Here is a 20,824-nt window from a genome sequence, read left to right on the forward strand (position 1 = left end):
GGGGTGGACCCTCGTCAGATTGTGCCTCGGACCCACCGCACAAGCGCGAATCCGTGGAGCTGCGGGGAATCGAACCCCGGTCCTCGAGCGTCGATCCAGGTCTTCTCCGGGCGCAGTCCGCGGTGGCGTTCTCCTCGGCCCCGGCGCTCGACGCGGACACGTCGCCGACAGGCCCAGCTAGCTAGCTGTCCCCGAGCGCTCCACTAGCGAGAGCAGCTGGGTGAGTCTCCTGGATGACGCCCAGGTCCGAGCCGGAGACGGATACTCGGTTGGACGCTTCGATCACCGCGTCAGGCGGCGAGAGCGAAGGAACTGCGCTTAGCGTTGGCAGTTATTGGTTTTCCAGCGATCGTTAACGAGATAACGCTGGCTCCTCGACCCGCTTCCCCTGGAACTAACGTCCCAAGTCGAAACCGATCAGCCCCTCTTGAGTTGTCAAGCAGGTCAACGATAGCGGCCCGCCCCGCATTCCTCACCTCGGTTCCGTGGGGAGGGGCCACTCCCGACGCGATCGAACGGCGACACGCCGGGCAGCGCCCGGCGTGTCGCGGCTATCGGCCGGAGGTTGTGGCCCCGAGCCCGCGGCTCAGTCACGCATCCCCTTGAGCCGGCGGCCGACCTCGATCTCGGTCTCCCGGCGGGCGGTGCGCTCGGCGATCGACTGCCGCTTGTCCCAGGACTTCTTGCCGCGCGCGAGCGCGATCTCGACCTTGGCCCGGCCGTCGGAGAAGTAGAGGGAGAGCGGGATCACGGTGGCGCCCTTGGCGGAGACCTCACGCTCGATCTTGGCGATCTCGACCTTGTGCAGCAGCAGCTTGCGCTTGCGGCGGGCGGCGTGGTTGGTCCAGGTGCCCTGGCTGTACTCCGGGATGTGCACGCCGTGCAGCCAGGCCTCGCCGCGGTCGATGTCCACGAAGCCGTCGACCAGCGACGCCCGACCCTGCCGCAGCGACTTCACCTCGGTGCCGGTCAGCACCAGACCGGCCTCGTAGGTGTCGTCGATGTGGTAGTCGTGCCGCGCCTTCTTGTTCTGCGCGATCAGCTTGCGCCCCTGCTCCCTGGCCATCCCACCATTCTCCCAGAGCGGCGCAACGCCAAATGATCAAGCACCGTCACATGACGGTCATCGGGTCGATCGGGTCGCCGTCCTTGAGGACCGTGAAGTGCAGGTGGCAGCCGGTGGACCAGCCGGTGGTGCCGGCGTACGCGACCGTCTCGCCGCGAGCGACGACATCGCCCTCGTGGGCGCGATAGGTGGAGATGTGGTTGTAGATGACGGTGTAGTTGTGGCCGTTGATATTGCCGAGGTTGAGGTAGAGCCGGTTGCCCCACACGCTCGAGTAGTACTCGTTGGTGACGGTGCCGGTCTCGACGGCGATCTCGGGGGTGCCGCAGGGGGCGTGGAAGTCGGTGCCGTCGTGCAGGCCCCAGTAGCCGTAGATCGGGTGGATCCGCCAGCCGTACGGCGAGGTGACATAGCCGGAGACCGGCCGGGCGAACATGCCCGAGGTCGAGCCGACGTTGCGGTTGGGGTCCTTCTTGGCCTGGGCGAGGATCTGCTGCTTGATCTTCTCCTCCTCGGCCTTGAGCTGGTCGAGGACCTTCTGGTCTGCCGTCTTGGCCTGTTCGGCCGCAGCCTTGGCGGTCGCGGCGTCGGCCTTGGCGGTCGCGGCGTCGGCCCGGGCCGCGGCGGCCTCCTGCCTCGCCTGGGCGTCGGCAGCCACCGTCGCGGCGACCTGGTCGCGGGCCGTGGCGGCCTGCTGCTGCAGCTTCGCGACCAGCTTGAGGTTGGCGGCGGCCTGCTTCCGCTCGGTGGCCACGGCCTCGGTCGCCGTCTGCACCTGCTGCTGACGTACGTCGAGCACGACCTCGGCCGCCCGCAGCGCCTGGTACTTCTCGTTCTGTGCCGAGACCACCGTGTCGGTGAGCTCCTGCTGGCGCAGCACGTCCTCGGCGGAGTCGGCGTTGAGGAGCGCGCCGAGCGCGATCAGCTGCGGGTCGCCCTCGGCGAGGATGTCGGCGATGACGTCCTTGACCTCGGCCTGCTGGGTGGCGACGGCCTGCTGTCCGGTGACCAGGTCGGTCCGCGCCTGCGTCAGCTGTGCCCGTGAGGCCTGCAGCGCGGTCTTCAGCCGGGTGTCCTCGGCCTGGGCGGCGGCCAGCTTGGCCTCCGTCTCGGCGAGGGTCGCCTGGGCGGTGGCGAGCTTGGCCTGCGCCGACTTCAGCACACTCTGTGCCGAGGTCAGCCGGGCATCGGCGGACTTCAGCCGGGCGTTCGCGTCGGTGAGCGCCTGCGCGGCGCCGTTGACGGCGGCGCTGGAGCCCTCGAGGCTCTGGGTGGCCTCGGCGATCTGCTGCTGGACCTTCTTCTGCTTCTTCTTGAGCTTGTCGTCGGCGGCCAGCGCCCAGGGCGTGACGGAGGGGGCGACGAGCGGAGCAGTCAGTCCGCCGGCGACCAGGACGGCGAGACAGCCCGCCGCCAGTCGCCGACCAGACGTGCGGGGGAAGGAGCGCACGGTCAAGCCTTCGTTCCGGGGAAGTGAACCCCTCGACGGTAAGGGCAGCCGCGCGCGGATCCGGGGATCTGCGCCGGTGTGTCAGACCTTGAGGTAACGGCGGGTCAACAGCAGGGTCGGCAGCAGGGTCAGGATCGGGCCGAGGATCGCGATGACGGCGACGGCGTAGCCGAACTCGTGCCAGTCGATCCACAAGATGAACTGCAGCGACTCGGCCAGCTTGTCGCGCACCCCCCAGCGCATGAACGCCGCGAGCGCGCCGGCGGCGAGCCCCACCCCGACGACGGCGGTCACCACCGCCTCCAGCAGGAACGGCAGCGCGATGTAGAGGGTCGAGGCGCCGACCAGTCGCATGATGGCGATCTCGCGGCGGCGGGCGAAGGCGGCCAGCCGGATGGTGTTGGCGACCAGCAGCAGCGCGGCGACCACCAGGAAGGCGGCGATCGCCAGGGCGCCGTACTGCATGGCGTCGATGGCGCTGAGGATCGGTCCGACGACATTGCGCAGGTCCTGGACGCGGGAGACGCCGTCGAGGCCGACCACCGACTCCTTGACGACGTCGGCCTGGTGTGGGTCCTTGAGGGTGATCCAGACCGACTCCGCCATGTCGTCCTCGGTGATCACCGAGCCCGGGCCCTCGAAGCGGTCGGCGCCGAAGAGCTTCTTGACCTTGGCGAACGCCTCCGCCTTCGACTCCAGCCGATAGTCCGCCACGTCGGGGCTGTCCTCGACGACCTGCAGGATCGCCTGCTTCTGCGCGTCGGTGACCTCGCTGGCGCAGGAGGCGACCGAGTCGTCGGCGCGGCAGAGGTAGACGGTGATCTGGAGCTGGTTGCCCCACTGCTCGGCGGCCCGTGCGGCCTGCTGGTTGAGCAGCACGCCGAGGCCGACCAGGGTCAGCGAGACGAACAGCGTGAGCACCACCGCGATGTGCATCGACAGGTTGCGGCGCAGGCCCTGGCGGAGCTCGGTGAAGACATAGGTCAGCTGCATGGAAGATCTCTTCTAGGAGTACGCCGGGTCAGTGGCCGTAGCCGCCCTGCGACTGGTCGCGCACCACGCGACCGTCGCCGAGCTCGACGACGCGCTTGCGCATCTGGTCGACGATATTCGAGTCGTGGGTGGCCATCAGGACCGTGGTGTCGGTGCGGTTGATCCGGTCGAGCAGCTTCATGATGCCGACGCTGGTGGCGGGGTCGAGGTTGCCGGTGGGCTCGTCGGCGATCAGGATCATCGGCCGGTTGACGACGGCGCGCGCGATGGCGACCCGCTGCTGCTCACCGCCGGAGAGCTCGTCGGGCAACCGGTCGCCCTTGCCGTCGAGGCCGACCAGCTCCAGCGTCTCGGGGACGCGACTGACGATCTCGCTGCGGCTGTGCCCGGTGACCTGCATCGCGAAGGCGATGTTCTCGGTGACCGTCTTGTTCTGCAGCAGCCGGAAGTCCTGGAAGACGGTGCCGATCTGGCGGCGCAGCCGGGGCACCTTCCAGCCGGCGAGTCGATTGATCTCCTTGCCGGCGACGTAGACGCGTCCGGAGCTCGGCCGGGTCTCCCGGAGGATGAGTCGCAGCGCCGTGGACTTGCCCGAGCCCGACTGGCCGACCAGGAAGACGAACTCGCCCTTCTCCACGTCGACGGAGACCTGCTCCAGTGCTGGCCTGCCCTGGCCGGGGTAGGTCTTGGTGACCTTCTCGAAGCGAATCACTCGATCGAGGATAGGTGGTCGGTCATCGCAGCACCGAACCTCTATCGTTTCGGCGTGGCACGGTGGCCGGCAGCGCTGGTGATCGCGCTGGCTGCGACCCTGGTCGCGGTCGGCGCGGGCGTCGTGCTGCGCGACCCCGAGACGCCCCCGCCGGAGCCGCTGGCCACGCCATTGTCCTCGGTGGACACCACGGTCGTGACCGTGCCACGGGCACCGTTCTGCGAGCTGGTGCCGGCCGCCGAGGTCGCCGCCGCGGTCGGCGCGGGCGTGACGGCGACGAGCTGGGACAATGGCGACCCGCTGCCCGACAGCGGCGACATCGCGCACGAGTACGGCTGCTCCTGGGCGGGCGAGTCCGACACCGCACAGGCGTGGGTCTTCGCTCCCCCGGTCACCACCGACCGGGCCGGCAATCTGGTCGCCTCCGCGACCGCCGCCGACGGCTGCGCCCCGGTGGCCGGTGCCGCGCCCTTCGGCAGTCCCACGGTGGCGCTGCAATGCGGCGACACGCTCTCCTATCGCGGCCTGTTCGGCGACGCCTGGCTGGTCTGCACGCTCACCACCACCGACCCCGACCTCGCCGGCCGCTGGTGTGTCGGCGTGCTCGCCGCGGCCAGCACCGTCGCGCCGTCGGCCGAGTAGGAGGTTGCGCCAGTAGGTGTCGCCGTCGCGAGCGTCGCGGTGTGCGTGCGATGGCAAGGCGCGGACGCGAAGGCAGGCTGGAGGCCTGTCGAGCGGCCGCAACGAAGCCAGCGTGCGTGCAGCGCGGCGCGCAGCAGGCGAGACCTACTGGCGGAAGCTCTAGACGCTACTCGGCGACGACCACCTGGCGCTGCCGTCCCAGGCCCTCGATCTCAAGCTCCATGACGTCACCGACCTGGAGGTAGGGGAAGCGGCCCGAGAGGGCGACGCCCTGAGGGGTGCCGGTGAGCACGAGGTCGCCGGGAAGCAACAGCACGTGGTGACTGAGGTGTCGGATGATCTCGGCGACCGGGAAGATCATGTCGCTGGTGACGGAGTCCTGCCGCAGCTCGCCGTTGATCCGACAGCGCAGCCGCAAGCTCTGCGGGTCGACCTCGTCGGCCGGCACCAGATAGGGCCCGGTGGGGCAGAAGGTCGCGGCGGACTTGCCCTTGGACCACTGACCGCCCGAGAGCTCGATCTGACTGGCCCGCTCGGAGAGGTCGTTGGCGATCGTGTAGCCGGCGACGTAGTCGAGCGCCTCGTCGGCGCTCTCCAGTCGGCGTGGCGTGGCCTTCATGACCACCGCGAGCTCGACCTCCCAGTCCGACTTCAGCGAGCCGTGCGGCAGTACGACGTCGTCGTCGGGGCCGACGACGGTGCCGGGATGCTTGTAGAACAGCACCGGCAGCTGCGGCGGCTCGGCGCCGGACTCGGCGGCGTGCGCGGCGTAGTTCATGCCGATGCAGCTGACCGCCGGCGGTCGTGCGATCGGCGCGCCGATGCGCTGCCCGGACACGTCGATCTGCTCAAGCTCCCCGGCGAGGACAGCGGTCTTGGCGCGGTCGAGACCGTCCTCGGCGAGGAAGGCGCCGTCGATGTCGGCGGTCAGCGGAGTCAGGTCGAAGACCCGGCCCTCCGGGTCTTCGACGGCGGGGCGCTCCTGACCGATGGGGCCGTAGCGGAGGAAGAACATGGAACTCCTATTCGTAGCGTTCGGATATGTCAGCCGCGGCCTGACGCAGGCTCTCGACCGTCGCGGCGATGAGGGGCGGGGTCTTGCGGACCTCGGGAATGGAGACGCTGACCGCGGCATGGAGACGGTCCTTGCCGTCACGGAGCGGAAAGGCGACGCAGTAGACGCCGTCGGTGTACTCGCCGTTGTCGACGGCGTACCCCCTCTCCCGAACCTCGGCGAGCTGGGTCAGCAGCTCGCCGAGCCCCGAGAGGGTTCGAGGGGTGTAGGCGACGAACTCGACATCGTCGAAGCGTCGGCGGACCTCCTCGTCGGAGAGCCGACTGAGCAGCGCCTTGCCGATCCCGGTGGCGTACGCCGGCAGCCGGGCCCCCACGTGCGAGGCCAGTCGTAGCTGCTGGTCGGGGTCGACCTTGCCGATGTAGACGTTGTCGGTCCCGTCGAGCACGGCCAGCTGGACGGTCTCGTTGAGCCGGTCGCGAACCGCGCGCATGTAGGGCAACGCCACCTGCTCGATCGAGGCGACGCTGAGGTAGCTGCGTCCCGCCTGCCACAGCCGGATGCCCACCCGAAACCGCCGGGTCTCGGCCTCCTGAGTCAGGAAGCCGCGCTGCACCATGGTCTGCAGCAGCCCGTAGGCGCTGCTCTTCGGGATGCCCATGATGGTGTGGATCTCGACGAGGGTGAGCCCATCAGGCCGCTCGGTGAGCAGATCCAGGATCTGCAGCACCCGATCGGCCGACTTGACCGGCGCACTCATGAGTCGCTCGGCACCACGATGCCGTCGGGATAACGCTCGAGCTGCCTCTCGTCGTAGAGCGTGAGGGCGATGTCGGCAGTCCGGCGCACCCGCTCGTGCGCGGCGAGCGCCTCGTAGATGTTCTCGCAGATGCCGATCGGATGGTCCTCACGCAGGTTGCGCTCGGTGAAGTAGGCGTCGGTGATGGTGACCACGCCGGCGGCGGTGTCTGCTTCGACCACCATCGAGGCGCGGTGATGGGAGCCCGCCCACCAGGTGCGCAGCCCCGGCACGATCTCGTCCTCGTCCTCCAGCAGCCGCACCCGGTCCCAGGCGTCGTGGGTGAGATAGCTCAGCACCTCGGGCGGGATGGAGGTCCAGCGGTCGTCGTGCGGGTGCCGGTGGCTGGTGTGGAAGTGGGTCCAGCCGCGCCGGGTCAGGCAGATCTGGGCGTTGTCGAAGAAGGTGACATTGGCGGTCGTGTAGAGCTGGAGCGGGGTCAGCAGGACGTGGGTGATGTCCTCCTCCCGGATGCCGAGCTGGTCGAGCTGTGCCGGCAGCCATTGCTCGTCGCTGCGCTGGAAGGCCGCCCGTTCCCCCAACAGTGAGGCCCAGCCCGCGTTCATCGCGGTGAGATCGCGGGCCGGCCCGGTCCCGACCAGCGCGTTGACGCCCTCGCCCTGGATCAGGAACGCCTGGAACGCCAGTCGGTGCCACTGCTCCCAGTCCGACATCCAGTAGACCTCGGGACCGGGCACCTCGCCGTACCCGAGGTGCAGGATCCTCACACCGAAGCTCATCTCGTCCTCCTGTCGTTGTCGGGCATCATGGATGCAGAACGGCCTTGATGACATCGTGTCGGCCGCCCAGGAGGTCCTCGAAGACCTCGACGCCCTGGTCGAGCGAGAAGGACGTGGTCCAGTCCAGCTGGACCGAGCCGGCAAGCTCGACGGCCCGATCGAAGTCGCTCGGGCGGTAGCAGTAGGAGCCGATGACCCGCTTCTCGGACCGGACGATCTCCTGGCCGTCGAAGCCGGCCTCGCTGCTGAGCAGGCCGATCCAGACCGCGGTTCCGCCGGGACGCAGCAGGTCGATCGACGCCGCATGTGTCGGCGCCGCGCCGACCGCGTCGATGACGACGTCGAACTCGCCGCTCAACCGCGTCGCGGTGTGGCTCGCGCCCAGTGCCCGCGCGGTCGCCAGCCGCTCCTCGGCCAGGTCGCTGACGCTGACCTCGCCGTACTGCTGGGCCACCAGCAAGGTGACCAGCCCGATCGTTCCGGCGCCGAGTACGGCGATCCGCGCTCCCGGTCGAGGGTCCGCCAACCGGACGGCGTGGACGGCGTTGGCCAGCGGCTCGATCATCGCGGCCGTGGTGAGGTCCATCGACTCGGGCAGCTCGCGGATCGCGGAGACCGGGACCGCCACCCGCTGGGCGAACGCACCTGGTCGATGGATGCCGAGGATCTCCCGGCTACGGCACAGGTGGTTCTCGCCACGGCCGCACGCATCGCAAGCGCCACAGCTGATCAGCGGGTTGACGGTGACCCGGCGTCCGTCGGGAGTCGTGCCCGCGAACTCGTGGCCCATCACCAGCGGGGGCTTGCGGAAGCCCACGTGCCGGATGCCGTGCAGCTCGCTGCCGCAGATGCCAGAGGCCGCCACCTCGACGATCACCTCGTCCGGCCCGGCGACCGGCACCGGCACCTGCTGCAGCTCGACGGTGGAGGGCGCGGTGAAGACCAGAGCGGTCATCGTCTCCACCGCCGCGGCGTTCGCCGTCGCGGCGGTCACGACGCCGTCTTCCGCAGCAGGTCCGCCAGGATCTGTGCCGCGCGTAGTCGCAGCTGCGGGAGCGACTCGGTGGACAGGTAGGCGATGTGCGGGTTGACCAGGACCCTGGGATGTGCGGCCAGCTCCGCCGCGATCCCGGTCGGCGGCTCCGCGGAGAGCACGTCCAGCGTGGCGAAGCCGAGCGTGCCGGCCTCGAGCGCCGCCAGCAGGTCCGACTCCACGACCAGCGCGCCACGCGCGGTGTTGACCAGATGGCCCTCCGGCCCGAGCGCTGCCAGCACCTCGGCATCGACCAGGCCCGTGGTCTCGGCCGTAGCTGGCATGTTCAGCGACAGGTGGTGACAGGCCTCGGCCAGCTCACGCAACGTCGGCCACATCGTGACACCCTCCGGGATGTCGGTGACATAGGGATCCCAGGCGTGCACCGGGAAGCCGAGCGCCGCGACCCTGGCGGCGACGGCGCGGCCGATCCGGCCGAACCCGGCGACGCCGACCGGGTCCAGCCTCGGCGGGAACGGCTGGGCGATGCCAGCAGTGGTCCAGCCGTGGTCGGCATAGGAGCGCGCTGCGACTGTCAGCCGACGACTGTGGGCGTAGATCGCCGCCGCGGCGTGGTCGGCGACCTCGTCGAGGCAGTAGTCGTCGACATTGCTGACGCGCACGCCGTGCCGCTCGGCGGCGGCAAGGTCGATATTGTCCAGCCCGATGCCGTATCGGACGACTGCTCGCAGCCGCGGCAGCCCGGCGAGCACGCGCTCGGTGATCGGCGCCCACTGCACCAGCAGTCCGTCTGCGTCGGCGGCAGCCTCGAGCACCCCGTCCTCGGTGGTGACGTCGACCTTGCGGACGATGAACTCGGGCTCCAGCTCCGCCTTCTCGTGGGAGCCGTCACCGAGGTTGGTGTCGGTGATGACGATGGTGTCCATAGATCCTTCTGTTCGGGTTGCAGGGGTGTCGACGATCGCGGCTCAGGAGGTGCCGGCGAAGGTCGAGTCGTCGCCGAGACCCTCCGGCCCCATGGCCAGGTAGCCGCCGTCGACGGGGAGATCGGTGCCGGTGATGAAGCTGGCCTCGGCGGAGCACAGGAATGCGATGGCGCGGGCGACCTCGACCGGCTCACCCAGCCGACGCAGCAGGTGGAACCGACCCCAGATCGGCTCCCAGCGCTCCCGGTCGCCGGCGGCCGCACGGGCCACCTCCGGCGTCCAGATCCATCCCGGACTCACGGAGTTGACGCGGATGCCGTCGACCGCGAGATCCATCGCCATGCACCGCGTCAGGCTGACGATCGCACCCTTGGTGGCGTTGTAGGTCCAGCGCGAGGGCTGGGCGATGCGGGCCGAGATGCTGGCGGTGTTGACCACGGCCGCGCCAGGCGTACGGGCCAGATAGGGGTGCGCGGCCTGGACGACATTGCTGATGCCGCGCACGTTGACGCCCAACGCCAGCTCCCACTCCTCGGTGGTGACCTCCAGACCGCTGGCGACGAAGCTGGCCGCGCAGTTGACGACCGCGTCCAGCCGCTCGCTCCCCGCGACCTCCTCGGTCACCGCACGTCGTACGGCGTCCTGGTCCGAGACGTCGACCCGGCGGGTGCGGATCGTGCCACCCGCGCCCTCGGCCGAGGCCACCAGCTCGGCCAGGCCCGGCTCGTCGATGTCCAGCGCGAGGACCGCGTAGCCGCGGGCCGCCAGCTCTTCGGCGGTGGCTCGACCGATGCCTGAGGCAGCACCGGTGACCAGTGCCGTCCTGTGTGGAGCGTCCACTCCGTTGTCCTCCTGCTCGTGGGTCTGCGCTCCGGGACCCCGAGCGATGTCGGGGTCCCGGAGCCTGGGGGATGAGGCGGTCGGACTACTCGGAGAGCCAGACGTTGTTGACCGTCGGCACCGAGTACCGCAGCCGGCTGGGCTCGTCGAGGTCCACACTGTGGACGTTGGAGCGGGCCAGGAAGGCGATCGGCTGGGAGGTCACCCAGACCCACGGCAGCTCCTCGGTGAGGATCTTGTCGGCGGCGACCCACAGCTCCTTCTGCTTCGCGGGATCCGCGGTCTGGCGCGCCTGGTCGGCGAGCGAGTCGAACTCCGGGTCGTTGAAGCCGGTCGAGTTCAGATCGCCGGTGGAGTAGAAGAACCGATACGGCAACAGGTCGGGGGTGAGGAACCCGGCCATGGTCCAGCAGGCCGCGTCGTACTTGCCGCCGATGAAGTTGGCGACGGCGGTGGTGCTCTCCTGGACGTCGATCTTCACCGTCATGCCGGCAGCGGCCAGCTGCCGCTCGACGACCTCGGTGGTGTTGACGGTGGGGCGGCACATGTACGTGAACTCGACCTTCTTGCCGGTGTCGGCCTCGTACTCGGCCACCAGCGCCTTGGCCTTGTCCAGGTCGAACTCGGGGTCGGAGTTGTCGTTGGCGTAGGGGTCCGTGGCCGGGAACAGGTTGACCGCCGGCTCGGCGAGGCCCTCCTTGGTGAGGTCGACGATCTCCTCGCGGTTGAGGGCATAGGAGATCGCCTGACGGACCCGGATGTCGTCGAACGGTGCGTGAGTCATGTTCAGCGCGATGCTGTCCTGGTCGCTGCCGACACCGTGGACGACCTGGATCTGCGAGTTGCTCTCGGCCTGGGTCATGATCGTCGGGTTGATCGAGGGTGCGTAGTCGATGTCACCCGACTGCAGCGCCGAGTAGCGGGCCTGCTCGTCCTCGATCGTCTTGATGTCGATCTCGTCGAGATAGGGCTCCTGCTCGGCGGTGTTCCAGTAGTTGGGGTTGCGCTCGAGCACGATGTCGCTGCCGGCCGACCACGACTTGACCTTGTACGGGCCGAGCCCGGCGGCGTGCGCGGTGTAGTCGTCGCCGTAGGTCTGCAGGGCGGTCGGCGAGGCGATATAGCCGGCCGTGCCCGAGCCGTCGTAGGACAGCACGTAGGGCAGGTTGGCGAAGGGATACTTCAGGTTGAAGATCACCGTGGTGTCATCCGGCGCCTCGACCGACTCGACCGACGACAGCAGCGAGGCGGCCGTGGAGGCCGTGCTCGGGTCGATGTGGCGGTCCATGTTGAACTTCACCGCGGCGGCGTTGAACGGCGTGTCGTCGCTGAACTTCAACCCGGTCGGCAGCTTCATCGTCCACTGCGTGAAGTCCGCATTGGACTCCAGCGACTCGGCGATCTGCGGCTGCGGCGTATCGCCCAGCTTGTCGACCTTCATCAGGGTGTCGTAGATGGCGTAGCCGCTCAGCGCCATCGCATTGGCCGACCCCTTCGCGGGATCGAGGGTGGTCACCGCGCTGGCGACCCCCACCTTCAAGACGCCGCCGACCTGCGGCTCACCGGACTCGCCGGAGCCGCCACTCGAGGTGTCGCTGCCGCCACCACATGCCGAGGTGAACGCCGCCAGGGCGAGCACCGTGGCAACCGCCCATAGGCGACGACGCGCCTGGTGCGAACTTGTCATCTCCAACTCCTTGCTACTGACAACCGACCGCGTCGTCGCGGCCGGGCTGAGCGGCGGTCTCCCGACCGCCGGTTACTGCTCCCGAGTGATCGAGGGGACGGATGCACGCCGTCCGATGACCAGCGCCGCGCAACGGCGGCTGCGCCTGGTCGCACTCCGCGGTGAAGAACGGGCACAGCGCGGCGAACCGGCACCCGGGCTGCTCTCGGCCGTCGACCGTGCGGTCCCGGGTGACCATCTCCAGCCTGGTCCTGCCGCCGTCCTGGCCGGTCGGCGACGGCACCGCGTCGTGCAGGATCGCGGTATAGGGGTGCCGCGGAGCGTGCGCGACCTCGATGGTCTCGCCCTCCTCGACGATGGTCCCGGCGTACATCACCGCGGTGCGGTCGCACAGCGTCGCGACGACCGAGAGGTCGTGGGAAATGAAGAGCATCGCCAAGCCCTGCTCGCCTCGGAGCTGGTCCAGCAACTCGAGGATCTGAGCCTGCACCGAGACGTCCAGCGCAGAGACCGGCTCGTCGCAGATCAGCACCTCGGGCCGCAGGATGGTCGCGCGGGCGATCGCGGCACGCTGGCACTGGCCACCGGAGACCTCGGAAGGGCGCCGCTCGGCCATCGCCTCGGAGATCCCGACCCGCGCCAGCTCCGCCAGCGCCTGGCGGCGGCGGGTGGCGGCGTCGCCACGCTTCCACACCCGCAACGGCTCGGCCACCGAGTCCAGGAGCGACCGCTTCGGGTTGAAGGAGCCGGCAGGGTTCTGGAAGATCGCCTGCACGCCGGCGCCGAAGCCGCGTCGGCCGCTGGGGACCGCGCCGCCGTGGAGCCGAACCTCACCCGAGGTCAGCGGCTGCAGGCCCATCAGGGCACGCGCCGTGGTGGACTTGCCGCACCCCGACTCTCCGACCAGGCCGAGAACCTCCCCTCGACGCAGCTCGAGCGAGACCCCGGAGATCGCCTGGAAGGCGCCGCCGGACCCGCCGGGGAAGGACACCGAGGCGTCCACCAGCTCCAGGACGGTCTCACCACGACCGGTCTGCTGCTCGCTCACCGGGCCACCTCCTCGACCGGGTTCCAGCAGGCGTACCGATGGTCGACACCCTGCCCGATCTCGCCCGGCCGGGACTCCAACGGCGGGGCCTCGGCACGGCATCGATCCAGCGCGGCACCGCAGCGAGGTGAGAACCGGCAGCCTGGTGCTGGGTCGATGAGCATCGGGGGAAGCCCGCCGATGGGCCTGGGCAGTTGTCGGGCACGAGCGTCGAGACGCGGGATGGCATCGAGCAACGCGCGGGTGTAGCGCATCGTGGGCCGACCGATCACCTCGCCGACGCTGCCCTGCTCGGCGATCCTGCCGCCGTACATCACGGTGACGGCGTCGGTGTGCTCGGCGACGACGCCGAGGTCATGGCTGACCATCACCAGGCCGATGGAGAACTCGCGGCACAGCTCGTCGAAGAGCTCCAGGATCCGCGCCTGGACGGTGACGTCCAGCGCGGTGGTCGGCTCGTCGGCAAACAGGAGGTCCGGCCCTGCTGCCATCGCGATCGCGATGACCACCCGCTGCCTCATCCCGCCGGAGAGCTCGTGGGCACGGGCGCGGGCGCGTCGCTCCGCCTGCGGGATGCCGACCATGTCGAGCAGTTCGACGGCGCGCCGACGAGCCTGTGCCCGACTGGTGGTGCCATCGCGGCGGACCGCCTCGGCGACCTGCCTCCCGATCGGCGTGATCGGGTGCAGCGAGCTGAGCGGGTCCTGGAAGACCATGGCAACCTCACGGCCCCACAGCTGTCGCCGCTGGCGCGCACTCATGTCGAGCACCGAGCGGCCTCGATAGCGGACCTCGCCGCTGACGCGTGCCTCCTTGGCGCCGAGAAGGCCCATCGCGGTGCGGCACAGCACGCTCTTGCCCGAGCCGGACTCTCCCACGATGCCGAGCCGCTCCCCGGCGGCCACGTCCAGGCTGACCTGGTCGACGGCCCGCAGCCGGCCCCGTGGCGTGTCGAACTCGACGACGAGGTCGCGGATGCTGAGCAGCGGCTCGGGGCTGGTCTCCTGGCCCATCTCCTGGCTCATCAAGCTCCCTCGACCTTCGTGCGGTCGGTGAGCAGGAATCGGTCCGAGACGATATTCAGGCTCAAGATGGTGAAGATCAGGAACAGGGCGGGGACCAGGATCACCAGGGGGTTGGTCGCCATATAGATGCGTCCTTCGTTGATCATGCTTCCCCAGGTGGGCTGCGGCAGCGGGACGCCGATGCCCAGGAAGCTCAGGCCACCCTCGATGAGGATCGCGCGCCCGACGCTCACGAAGGTGAACGCCAAGATGGCCTCGATGATGTTGGGCAGGATGTCGCGAGCCATGATCGAGAGCACCGGCGTCCCGATCACCTCGCTCGCCTCGACATACTCGGTGGTCATCACCGCACGCGTCTGCGCCTTGGCGAGTCGCACGAAGACAGGAAGCATCGGGACGGTGATCGCGATCATCACGTTGGTCACCGACGGGCCGAGGAAGGAGGTGAGCGCCAAGGCGAGCACCAGACCGGGGAAGGCCAGGATGACGTCGACGAGGAAGGAGACGACGGCGTCGATCCGGCCACCGCGATAGGCGGCCAGCATCCCGAGCGGAACGCCGAGGACGCCGGCGATGGCCGTCGAGCCGACACCGATGAGCAGCGAGACCCGGGCGCCGTCCAAGGCCCGGGCGAGCAGGTCCCGGCCGAGGTTGTCGGTGCCGAGGAGATGCTGGCCGCTCGGCCCACTCAGCCGGGCATCGGCACCGAGCTCGAGCGGGTCGAGCGAGAGCAGCGTGGGCAGCACGGCCATGCCGGCGACCAGCACGATCAGCCACAGTGCCGAGAGCCGCTCGGAGATCGGCCAGGGGCGGCGCCGCCGCCGGCCGGCCGCGGCGCCGGCAGGGGGTGGGGTCAGGGTGGCCTGGCTCATCGCGCCACCGCCTTCCGGAGCACACGAGCAGGCGTCAGCCGTGGGTCGATGACCCCGTAGAGCACGTCGACGGCGGCGTTGATGAGGACGAACGCCGCAGCGATGATCAGGACCAGCCCTTGCACCTCGACGTAGTCACGGGCCACGACAGCCGAAGCAAGCTCGGCGCCGATGCCGGGCAGGCCGAAGAGGGATTCGATGACCACGGTCGAGCCGATCAGCGTGCCGACGGTGACACCCACCGAGGTCGTCAGGCCCAGCAGGCTGGGCCGCAGCGCGTGCCGCAGCGTCACCCGCCACGGCGAGATGCCCTTGGCCCGGGCGACCACGATGAAGTCCTTGCGCAGGGTCTCCACCAGGTCGGCACGCAGCACCCGCTGGTAGAGCGCGAACGAGGCCGACGCCAAGGCGATGGCGGGCATCACGAGCGACTCCAGATGCGGCCCGGCGCCGTCGCTCCACGTCAGATAGCCGTTGGCCGGGAAGACGCCGAGCGAGACCGAGAAGACCAGGATGAGCAATACGCCGATGACGAAGTCAGGGGTCGAGAGCGTGGTGAAGACCCAGAGGCTGATCGCCCGGTCGGTGGCCGTCCGGCGACGGTACGCCGCGGCGATGGCGGCGGGAATGGCGCAGGCCAGCGCGATGACCTGGCTCCACAGGATCAGCTCGATGGTGACGGGGGCACGGTCCGCGATGATCGTCATGACCGGCTGGCTGGTGCGGAAGGAGGCACCGAGGTCGCCGTGCAGCACGCCGCCGATCCAGCTCAGGTAGCGCTGTAGCAGCGGCTCGTCCAGTCCCAGCTGGGTGCGTAGTGCGGCGACGGCCTCCGGCGTCGCGCCGGTCTCGCCCAGGATGATCCGAGCGGGATCGCCCGGCAACAGCGACATGCTCAGGAAGCACAGCACGCTCACCACGAAGAGCACCGCCAGCAGCCGCAGCAGCCGGATCGCGATCACCATGCGCGTGCTCATGCCGCTCCCCCGGGAAGAAGGGCCAGCTCGTGCTCGCCGGCGGCGAGCTCGACGGTGCCCCCGGGGCCCGTCGAGGTCACCGGGTCAAGGGCATAGCCGTCGGGAACGACGAAGGTCGCGGTGATCCCCGGCGGCACCGAGAGCCGGTGCCGAACCACGCCGTCGTGCCACTGCCAGCGACTGCCCATCGGTCCGACCGGGGAGTCGTAGGAGCCCTCGACCCAATCCAACCGGTCGGTGTAGACCGGCCTCACCTCGAGCCTGTCGTCCCAGGCGACGGTGCCGGGCCTGAGCCCCAGCAGGTCTTCGAAGAGGAACTCGCCGACCGCGCCGAGCGCACAGTGGTTGAACGAGTTCATCTCCGCCGTGGCCAGGCTGCCGTCGGGCCGGATGCCGTCCCACTTCTCCCAGATCGTGGTGCCCCCGGAGGCGATCATGTGCAACCAGCTGGGCATCTCCTCGCGCAACAGCAGGTCGATCGCCAGGCTGCGGTGGCCGTGGCGGGCCAGGGCGCCGAGCACGTGCTGGACGCCGTGGATGCCGGTCGTGACATAGCCGCGCCGCCGGATCGCCTCGGCGAGGTGGTCTGCGAGCACGCTCGCCTCCGCGTCGTCCACCAGTCCGAATCCGATCGCCTGGGCGTAGACCGTCTGGGTGGCGCCGTCGACGCTCAGGTCCGAGCGCAGGAAGCTGGTCCGGTAGGCCTCCCGGACCCGGGCCGCCTCCTCGGCCCAGCGGGCGGCCTGCGTGTCCTCGCCGAGCCGGGCGAGGATCTGGGCGAGCTGGACGAAGGTGCGGTAGGTGTGCGCGGTGCCGACCACCGGCTTCGGGGCGGTCGAGTAGGCGCCGGTGTAGGCGTAGCCGGGGTGGAAGGTCTCGCCGTCGCGCTCGGGGAGCGAGAGCCAGTCGGCGAAGTCGGCACCGACCTGGTTGACCCGCAGGCCGTCGGGGTTGTGGCGCAGCACGTGCTCGGCGAACCGGGTGATCGCGCCGACGTGGCGCTCGGCGGTCGTCAGGTCGCCGTACTGCTCGACGAGGAGGTGGACGATCCGGACGTAGCCGTCGGACCAGCCGGGGGCACCCGGCCGGTCGGCGCCCGGCGGGACGGGCGGGACGTAGGAGCGGATCTCACCGTCCTCGCCCTGGGTGTCGGCGGCGTCCTGACCGAACTTGTCGAAGAAGGCCGCAGTGTCGAAGAGGTAGGTGGCCGTGCGGGAGATCACGCCCGCGTCCCCCAGCCAGCCGTGCCGCTCGTCGCGCTGGGGGCAGTCGGTGGCGACCTCGAGGAAGTTGTCGCGCACCGTCCACTCGATGGCGCTGGCGAGCCGGGTCAGCCGCTCGTCGGAGGCGCTGAATCGGCCCACCAGGTCGTGCCCGGTCTCGATCGCGACGGCGGTGATGGTCGAGTCCTGGCGCAGTCTGGTGGCGCCATAGGGATCGGCGCCCGGCAGTCCCCACACCTCGGCGTACCGGAAGCCGTGGGTGGTGAAGGAGCTCTCCAGCACTTGCACGGTCTCGTCGCCGGGCGGTGTGTCGGCCGCGTAGCGGTCCTCCTGGAAGGCGCCGCGCAGGTTGTCGCGGTAGACCAGCTTCTCCGGGGTGAGGATCTCGCCGTGACGCACGATCACCTCGGTACGCTCCAGCATCGGCGAGCTGACCCTGGTCCAACCAACGAGGTTCTGGCCGAAGTCGAAGACGACCGGGCCGCGGGCATGCTCGTGAACCAGCTCCCCGGGGAGCTCGCGAAGCACTCGGATCGAGTCGTGCGGCTGCGGGGTGACGTGGACGGGCTCGCCCTGCCGCGGCTCGACCGGACGCCAGTCGGAGTCGTCGAGCTCGGTGGTGTGCAGTCCTTCGATGCGCTGACGCAGGTCGACGGTCTCGCCCCGCATCAGGTCCGAGGCGAGGATCGGCCCGAAGGTCGTCCGCCAGTGAGTGTCGGTGTGGCACAGCGTCGATGCGGAGCCGTCTTCGCCGACCTGGTCGACCTGGGCCAGCAGCGCCGGTCGCTGCCCGTAGTAGCCAGGCGCTCGCAGCAGGCCGAGCCGGCCGGCGTACCACCCCTTGGCCAGCTCCACGACGAGCACATTGCGGCCGGCGACCAGCGGACCGGCGCAGTCGTAGGTCTGGTGATGGACCCGCACCGAATAGTCGGTCCATCCGGGTCGGAGGAGTTCGTCGGCAGTCAGCTCGACCCCGTTGAGCCAGACTCGATACAGGCCGAGCGCGCTGATGTAGAGACGAGTGCGCCCGCGGGTCGACTCCGGCGCCTCGAAGGTGGTGCGGAGCACCGGAACAGGGTCGTGACTCTCCCGGGCGAACGGGAACCTCGGCGCCTGGATCCACCGCGCCTGCCACTCTTCCTCGTCGGCAAGCCCCAGCTCGAAGCCGGACTCCGCGGTGCCGAGGCCCTCGCCGGTCACCGTCCAGCGGTAGCCGCCACGCGAGCGCAGCACCTCCCGGGGCAGCCGAGCCCAGTGCCGGGCGGTGCTCTCCTCCCACACCCGCTCACCGGACTCGGCACGGACCGAGACCGTGTAGCGACCCGAGCCCGTCGGCGAAGGCCCCTGCCACGACAGCTGGGTGGCCCGCACCGGCAGGCCCAACGGGGCACGGCGGTGGCCGGCGCGGAGCTGGTGAGGCCTCGGCGGCACCGTGGCGTCAGGCATGAGCGGTCTCCTCCTTCTCACGGAGCACGCGGCGCAGGATCTTCCCGCTCGAGGTGGTCGGGAGCTGGTCGAGGATGCGGACACGGCGGGGGCTCTTGTAGGGCGCCAGGCGGGCGCGGACGAAGGCGATGAGTTCCTCCGGGTCCACCTGGTGGCCGGCACGCGGTACGACGGCTGCGACGACCGTCTCACCGCGATAGGGATCGGGGACACCGAAGACGGCGGCCTCGGCGACGGCCGGGTGCTGATAGAGCACGTCCTCGACCTCACGCGGCCACACCTTGAATCCGCTGGCGTTGATCTGGTCCTTGCGTCGATCGACGATGTAGTACCAGCCGTGGTCGTCGACGAGCGCGACATCGCCAGTGCGGATGGCACCGTCGAGGAGCGCCTCGGCGCTGGCCTCGGGGTTGTTCCAGTAGCCGCTGACCACGCCCGGTCCGCGAACCACGAGCTCGCCGGTCTCACCGGGACCGAGTCGCCGACCGTCGTCGTCCACGATCCAGGCACTGGTGCCCGGCACCGGCCGGCCGATGGACAAGGCGCCCGAGGCCGGATCGACCGGTGCCTGTTCGCCGAGTGTCGTGAGATGGCAGATCGAGGTGGTCTCGGTCATCCCGTAGGCGTTGCCGAGCGGCACGCCGAAGACCTTTTCCACCTCGGCGGCGACGGCCGGGACGACGGGTGCGCCGCCTGAGTAGAGCGCGCGCAGCGAGCTGAAGTCGGACTGCCGCCTCGCAGCCTCGGCGAGCATCGCCAGGTAGGCGGTCAGTGCGCCGATGGTGAAGGTGACCCGAGCCGACTCGATCAGCTCGATCGCCCGGGCCGGGTCGAAGCGGCCCATGAGGACGAGCTCGCCAGAGCCGGCCACGGCGACCGCCAGGTGGCCGATCATGCCGGTGACGTGGCAGATCGGGGCGACGCCCAGGATCACGCTGCCGGCCCCTACCCCGATCTGGTCGCGGTAGACCAGCGCGCCGGCGAGGACATTGGCGTGGGAGGCCACCGCGCCCTTGGCCGGGCCGGTGGTGCCGGAGGTATAGGTGATCAGAGCCGGATCCTCGGCCAGGGGTCGGGCGATCCCCGCAGCGCCATCGACCGCGCCCGGCGCATCGGCCGCATCGGCGACGTCCTGGTCGGTCCAGATCGCTGCGACGCCCGCGGCGGCTGCCGCCGGCGCGACCAGCTCGGCAGTCGCGGCGTCGTGCACGAGCAGCCGAGCGCCTGAATCAGTGAGGACGTGCTCGAGCTCGCGCTCGCGGTACATCGGGTTGACCGGGACGACGACCGCACCCAGGCGCCACGCCGTCAGGACCGCATCGACGAGCTCGGGGACATTCTGGAGCTGGACCGCGACTCGGTCGCCGGCCCGGACGCCGATCCCCGACCATGCCGCCGCCAACCGACGGACTCGGACGTCGGCCTCGGCCCGGGTGACTGCTCGCTCGCCGTACCTGACGAAGACGGTGTCGGACTCCGTGGCCACCGACGACTCCCATAGGTCGAGCACGGTGCCAGCTCCGCCCATCCCGCTCTTCTCCCCTCCATGCCTCGGCCGCGTCGGCCGAGAACCAAACGCGTTGATCCTGATGTAGTCCCCATCACATGTCAAGTATGAGAATAACGGTTCATATAGGTGAACCTTGACGGCGGTCCTCCGGCCAGCCTTGATCCATACAGGGTTTTCTGCATTAATTGACTCGACTTAATCACTTTTGGTCGAGGAGCCCCGATGAGTAGTCACCTGACCGGACCCGCCAGCCACCCGACGTACGACCCCGCCGCCAGCGCGGTGCGGGTGCGCGGGCTGTGCCGGGGCACCAGCGACCGGGGCGCCCTCCACGGCATCGACCTCGATATCGCGCACGGCGAGTTCGTGGCCGTGGTCGGCCACCGCGGCAGCGGCAAGACGACGCTGCTGCGTGCCCTCTCCGGCGACGACAAGGCGACCGGAACCGGTTATGTCCGGGTGCCGGACGAGATCGCCCGGCTCAAGCCGGTGGTCGGGCCGTCGCTGCGCGGCGGCGTCGAGCTGCTGCTCGGCGACGACCCCTTCGCGGCGCTCGACCCGATCACCCGGGCGCGGATGCACCTGCTGCTGCGCTCCTACTACGAGCTCCAGCGGCCGGCGGTGCTGCTGGTGACCCACGACCTCGACGAGGCGATCATGCTCGCCGAGCGGGTGGTCGTCCTCGAGGCCGGCCGGGTGCGCGCCGACGTGCCGGTGCCGAGGGTGCCCCGTCACAGCGAGGAGTACGTCGCGCTGCGGGCCCGGCTCGCCGCCGAGCTCGAGCACGGCAAGGTGGCCGAGACCGCCTGACAGCCCCGCGGACGTCATGCGGAGGGAGGAAGGGGTTGCTCCCTCCGCA

19 protein-coding genes and 1 other RNA gene are annotated in these 20,824 nt (G+C 69.9%); 2 read left to right on the forward strand and 18 right to left on the reverse strand.

What is annotated here, in order from left to right; all coding sequences use genetic code 11:
• Nucleotides 1-51: 51 nt before the first annotated feature.
• The 5 genes from ssrA to ftsE form a co-directional block, all read right to left on the reverse strand.
• Nucleotides 52-425, reverse strand: a transfer-messenger RNA (tmRNA) gene (ssrA, locus tag QM595_RS02490).
• 161 nt (nt 426-586) lie between these two features.
• Nucleotides 587-1,066, reverse strand: coding sequence for an SsrA-binding protein SmpB (gene smpB / locus QM595_RS02495; protein ID WP_415169943.1), 480 nt, complete (start codon nt 1,064-1,066; stop codon nt 587-589).
• Nucleotides 1,067-1,112: 46 nt separating this feature from the next.
• Entirely contained in the window at nt 1,113-2,516 is a 1,404-nt protein-coding gene (locus QM595_RS02500) for a peptidoglycan DD-metalloendopeptidase family protein (protein ID WP_415169944.1), read from the reverse strand.
• An 81-nt stretch (nt 2,517-2,597) separates the two neighbouring features.
• Nucleotides 2,598-3,509, reverse strand: a complete 912-nt coding sequence (ftsX, locus tag QM595_RS02505) for a permease-like cell division protein FtsX (protein ID WP_415169945.1) — start codon at nt 3,507-3,509, stop codon at nt 2,598-2,600.
• Nucleotides 3,510-3,537: 28 nt separating this feature from the next.
• Nucleotides 3,538-4,221: a cell division ATP-binding protein FtsE gene (ftsE, locus tag QM595_RS02510; protein ID WP_415169946.1), complete on the reverse strand. Its 684-nt coding sequence runs from the start codon at nt 4,219-4,221 to the stop codon at nt 3,538-3,540.
• Nucleotides 4,222-4,275: 54 nt separating this feature from the next.
• On the opposite strand from ftsE, the gene QM595_RS02515 reads away from it, so the two are divergent.
• Nucleotides 4,276-4,863 carry a hypothetical protein gene (locus tag QM595_RS02515; RefSeq protein ID WP_415169947.1) on the forward strand — a complete coding sequence of 196 codons (588 nt, stop codon included), beginning with the start codon at nt 4,276-4,278 and terminating at the stop codon, nt 4,861-4,863.
• Between the two features lie 166 nt (nt 4,864-5,029).
• Here the strand turns inward: QM595_RS02515 and QM595_RS02520 are convergent, their stop codons facing one another.
• The 13 genes from QM595_RS02520 to QM595_RS02580 form a co-directional block, all read right to left on the reverse strand.
• Nucleotides 5,030-5,878 carry a fumarylacetoacetate hydrolase family protein gene (locus tag QM595_RS02520; protein WP_415169948.1) on the reverse strand — a complete coding sequence of 283 codons (849 nt, stop codon included), beginning with the start codon at nt 5,876-5,878 and terminating at the stop codon, nt 5,030-5,032.
• Nucleotides 5,879-5,885: 7 nt separating this feature from the next.
• Complete coding sequence (locus QM595_RS02525) at nt 5,886-6,638, reverse strand: IclR family transcriptional regulator (RefSeq protein WP_415169949.1); 753 nt, start codon at nt 6,636-6,638, stop codon at nt 5,886-5,888.
• Nucleotides 6,635-7,417: a hypothetical protein gene (locus QM595_RS02530; protein WP_415169950.1), complete on the reverse strand. Its 783-nt coding sequence runs from the start codon at nt 7,415-7,417 to the stop codon at nt 6,635-6,637. The genes QM595_RS02525 and QM595_RS02530 overlap by 4 nt, the downstream gene beginning before the upstream one ends.
• Before the next feature lie 25 nt (nt 7,418-7,442).
• Nucleotides 7,443-8,411: an alcohol dehydrogenase catalytic domain-containing protein gene (locus QM595_RS02535; protein WP_415169951.1), complete on the reverse strand. Its 969-nt coding sequence runs from the start codon at nt 8,409-8,411 to the stop codon at nt 7,443-7,445.
• On the reverse strand, nt 8,408-9,337 hold the full coding sequence (locus QM595_RS02540; RefSeq protein ID WP_415169952.1) for an NAD(P)-dependent oxidoreductase: 930 nt from the start codon (nt 9,335-9,337) through the stop codon (nt 8,408-8,410). The genes QM595_RS02535 and QM595_RS02540 overlap by 4 nt, the downstream gene beginning before the upstream one ends.
• 42 nt (nt 9,338-9,379) lie before the next feature.
• On the reverse strand, nt 9,380-10,177 hold the full coding sequence (locus QM595_RS02545; protein ID WP_415169953.1) for an SDR family oxidoreductase: 798 nt from the start codon (nt 10,175-10,177) through the stop codon (nt 9,380-9,382).
• 85 nt (nt 10,178-10,262) lie between these two features.
• Nucleotides 10,263-11,864, reverse strand: coding sequence for an ABC transporter substrate-binding protein (locus tag QM595_RS02550; protein ID WP_415169954.1), 1,602 nt, complete (start codon nt 11,862-11,864; stop codon nt 10,263-10,265).
• Between the two features lie 13 nt (nt 11,865-11,877).
• The gene (locus tag QM595_RS02555) at nt 11,878-12,912 is read right to left on the reverse strand and encodes an ABC transporter ATP-binding protein (protein ID WP_415169955.1); all 1,035 of its coding nucleotides are present in this window, start codon (nt 12,910-12,912) and stop codon (nt 11,878-11,880) included.
• The gene (locus QM595_RS02560) at nt 12,909-13,937 is read right to left on the reverse strand and encodes an ABC transporter ATP-binding protein (protein WP_415169956.1); all 1,029 of its coding nucleotides are present in this window, start codon (nt 13,935-13,937) and stop codon (nt 12,909-12,911) included. The genes QM595_RS02555 and QM595_RS02560 overlap by 4 nt, the downstream gene beginning before the upstream one ends.
• Nucleotides 13,937-14,809, reverse strand: coding sequence for an ABC transporter permease (locus tag QM595_RS02565; RefSeq protein ID WP_415169957.1), 873 nt, complete (start codon nt 14,807-14,809; stop codon nt 13,937-13,939). Before QM595_RS02565 ends, QM595_RS02560 begins: the two co-directional genes overlap by 1 nt.
• A complete protein-coding gene (locus tag QM595_RS02570; protein ID WP_415169958.1) occupies nt 14,806-15,786 on the reverse strand; it encodes an ABC transporter permease in 981 nt (326 codons plus the stop codon). Before QM595_RS02570 ends, QM595_RS02565 begins: the two co-directional genes overlap by 4 nt.
• Nucleotides 15,783-18,455 carry a family 78 glycoside hydrolase catalytic domain gene (locus QM595_RS02575; protein ID WP_415169959.1) on the reverse strand — a complete coding sequence of 891 codons (2,673 nt, stop codon included), beginning with the start codon at nt 18,453-18,455 and terminating at the stop codon, nt 15,783-15,785. The genes QM595_RS02570 and QM595_RS02575 overlap by 4 nt, the downstream gene beginning before the upstream one ends.
• On the reverse strand, nt 18,448-19,983 hold the full coding sequence (locus tag QM595_RS02580) for a class I adenylate-forming enzyme family protein (protein ID WP_415169960.1): 1,536 nt from the start codon (nt 19,981-19,983) through the stop codon (nt 18,448-18,450). Before QM595_RS02580 ends, QM595_RS02575 begins: the two co-directional genes overlap by 8 nt.
• Before the next feature lie 204 nt (nt 19,984-20,187).
• On the opposite strand from QM595_RS02580, the gene QM595_RS02585 reads away from it, so the two are divergent.
• Nucleotides 20,188-20,775: an ATP-binding cassette domain-containing protein gene (locus QM595_RS02585; protein ID WP_415169961.1), complete on the forward strand. Its 588-nt coding sequence runs from the start codon at nt 20,188-20,190 to the stop codon at nt 20,773-20,775.
• The last annotated feature ends 49 nt before the right edge of the window (nt 20,776-20,824 follow it).

Source organism: Nocardioides sp., from assembly GCF_047607185.1.
In the GTDB taxonomy this organism is placed as follows: domain Bacteria; phylum Actinomycetota; class Actinomycetes; order Propionibacteriales; family Nocardioidaceae; genus Nocardioides.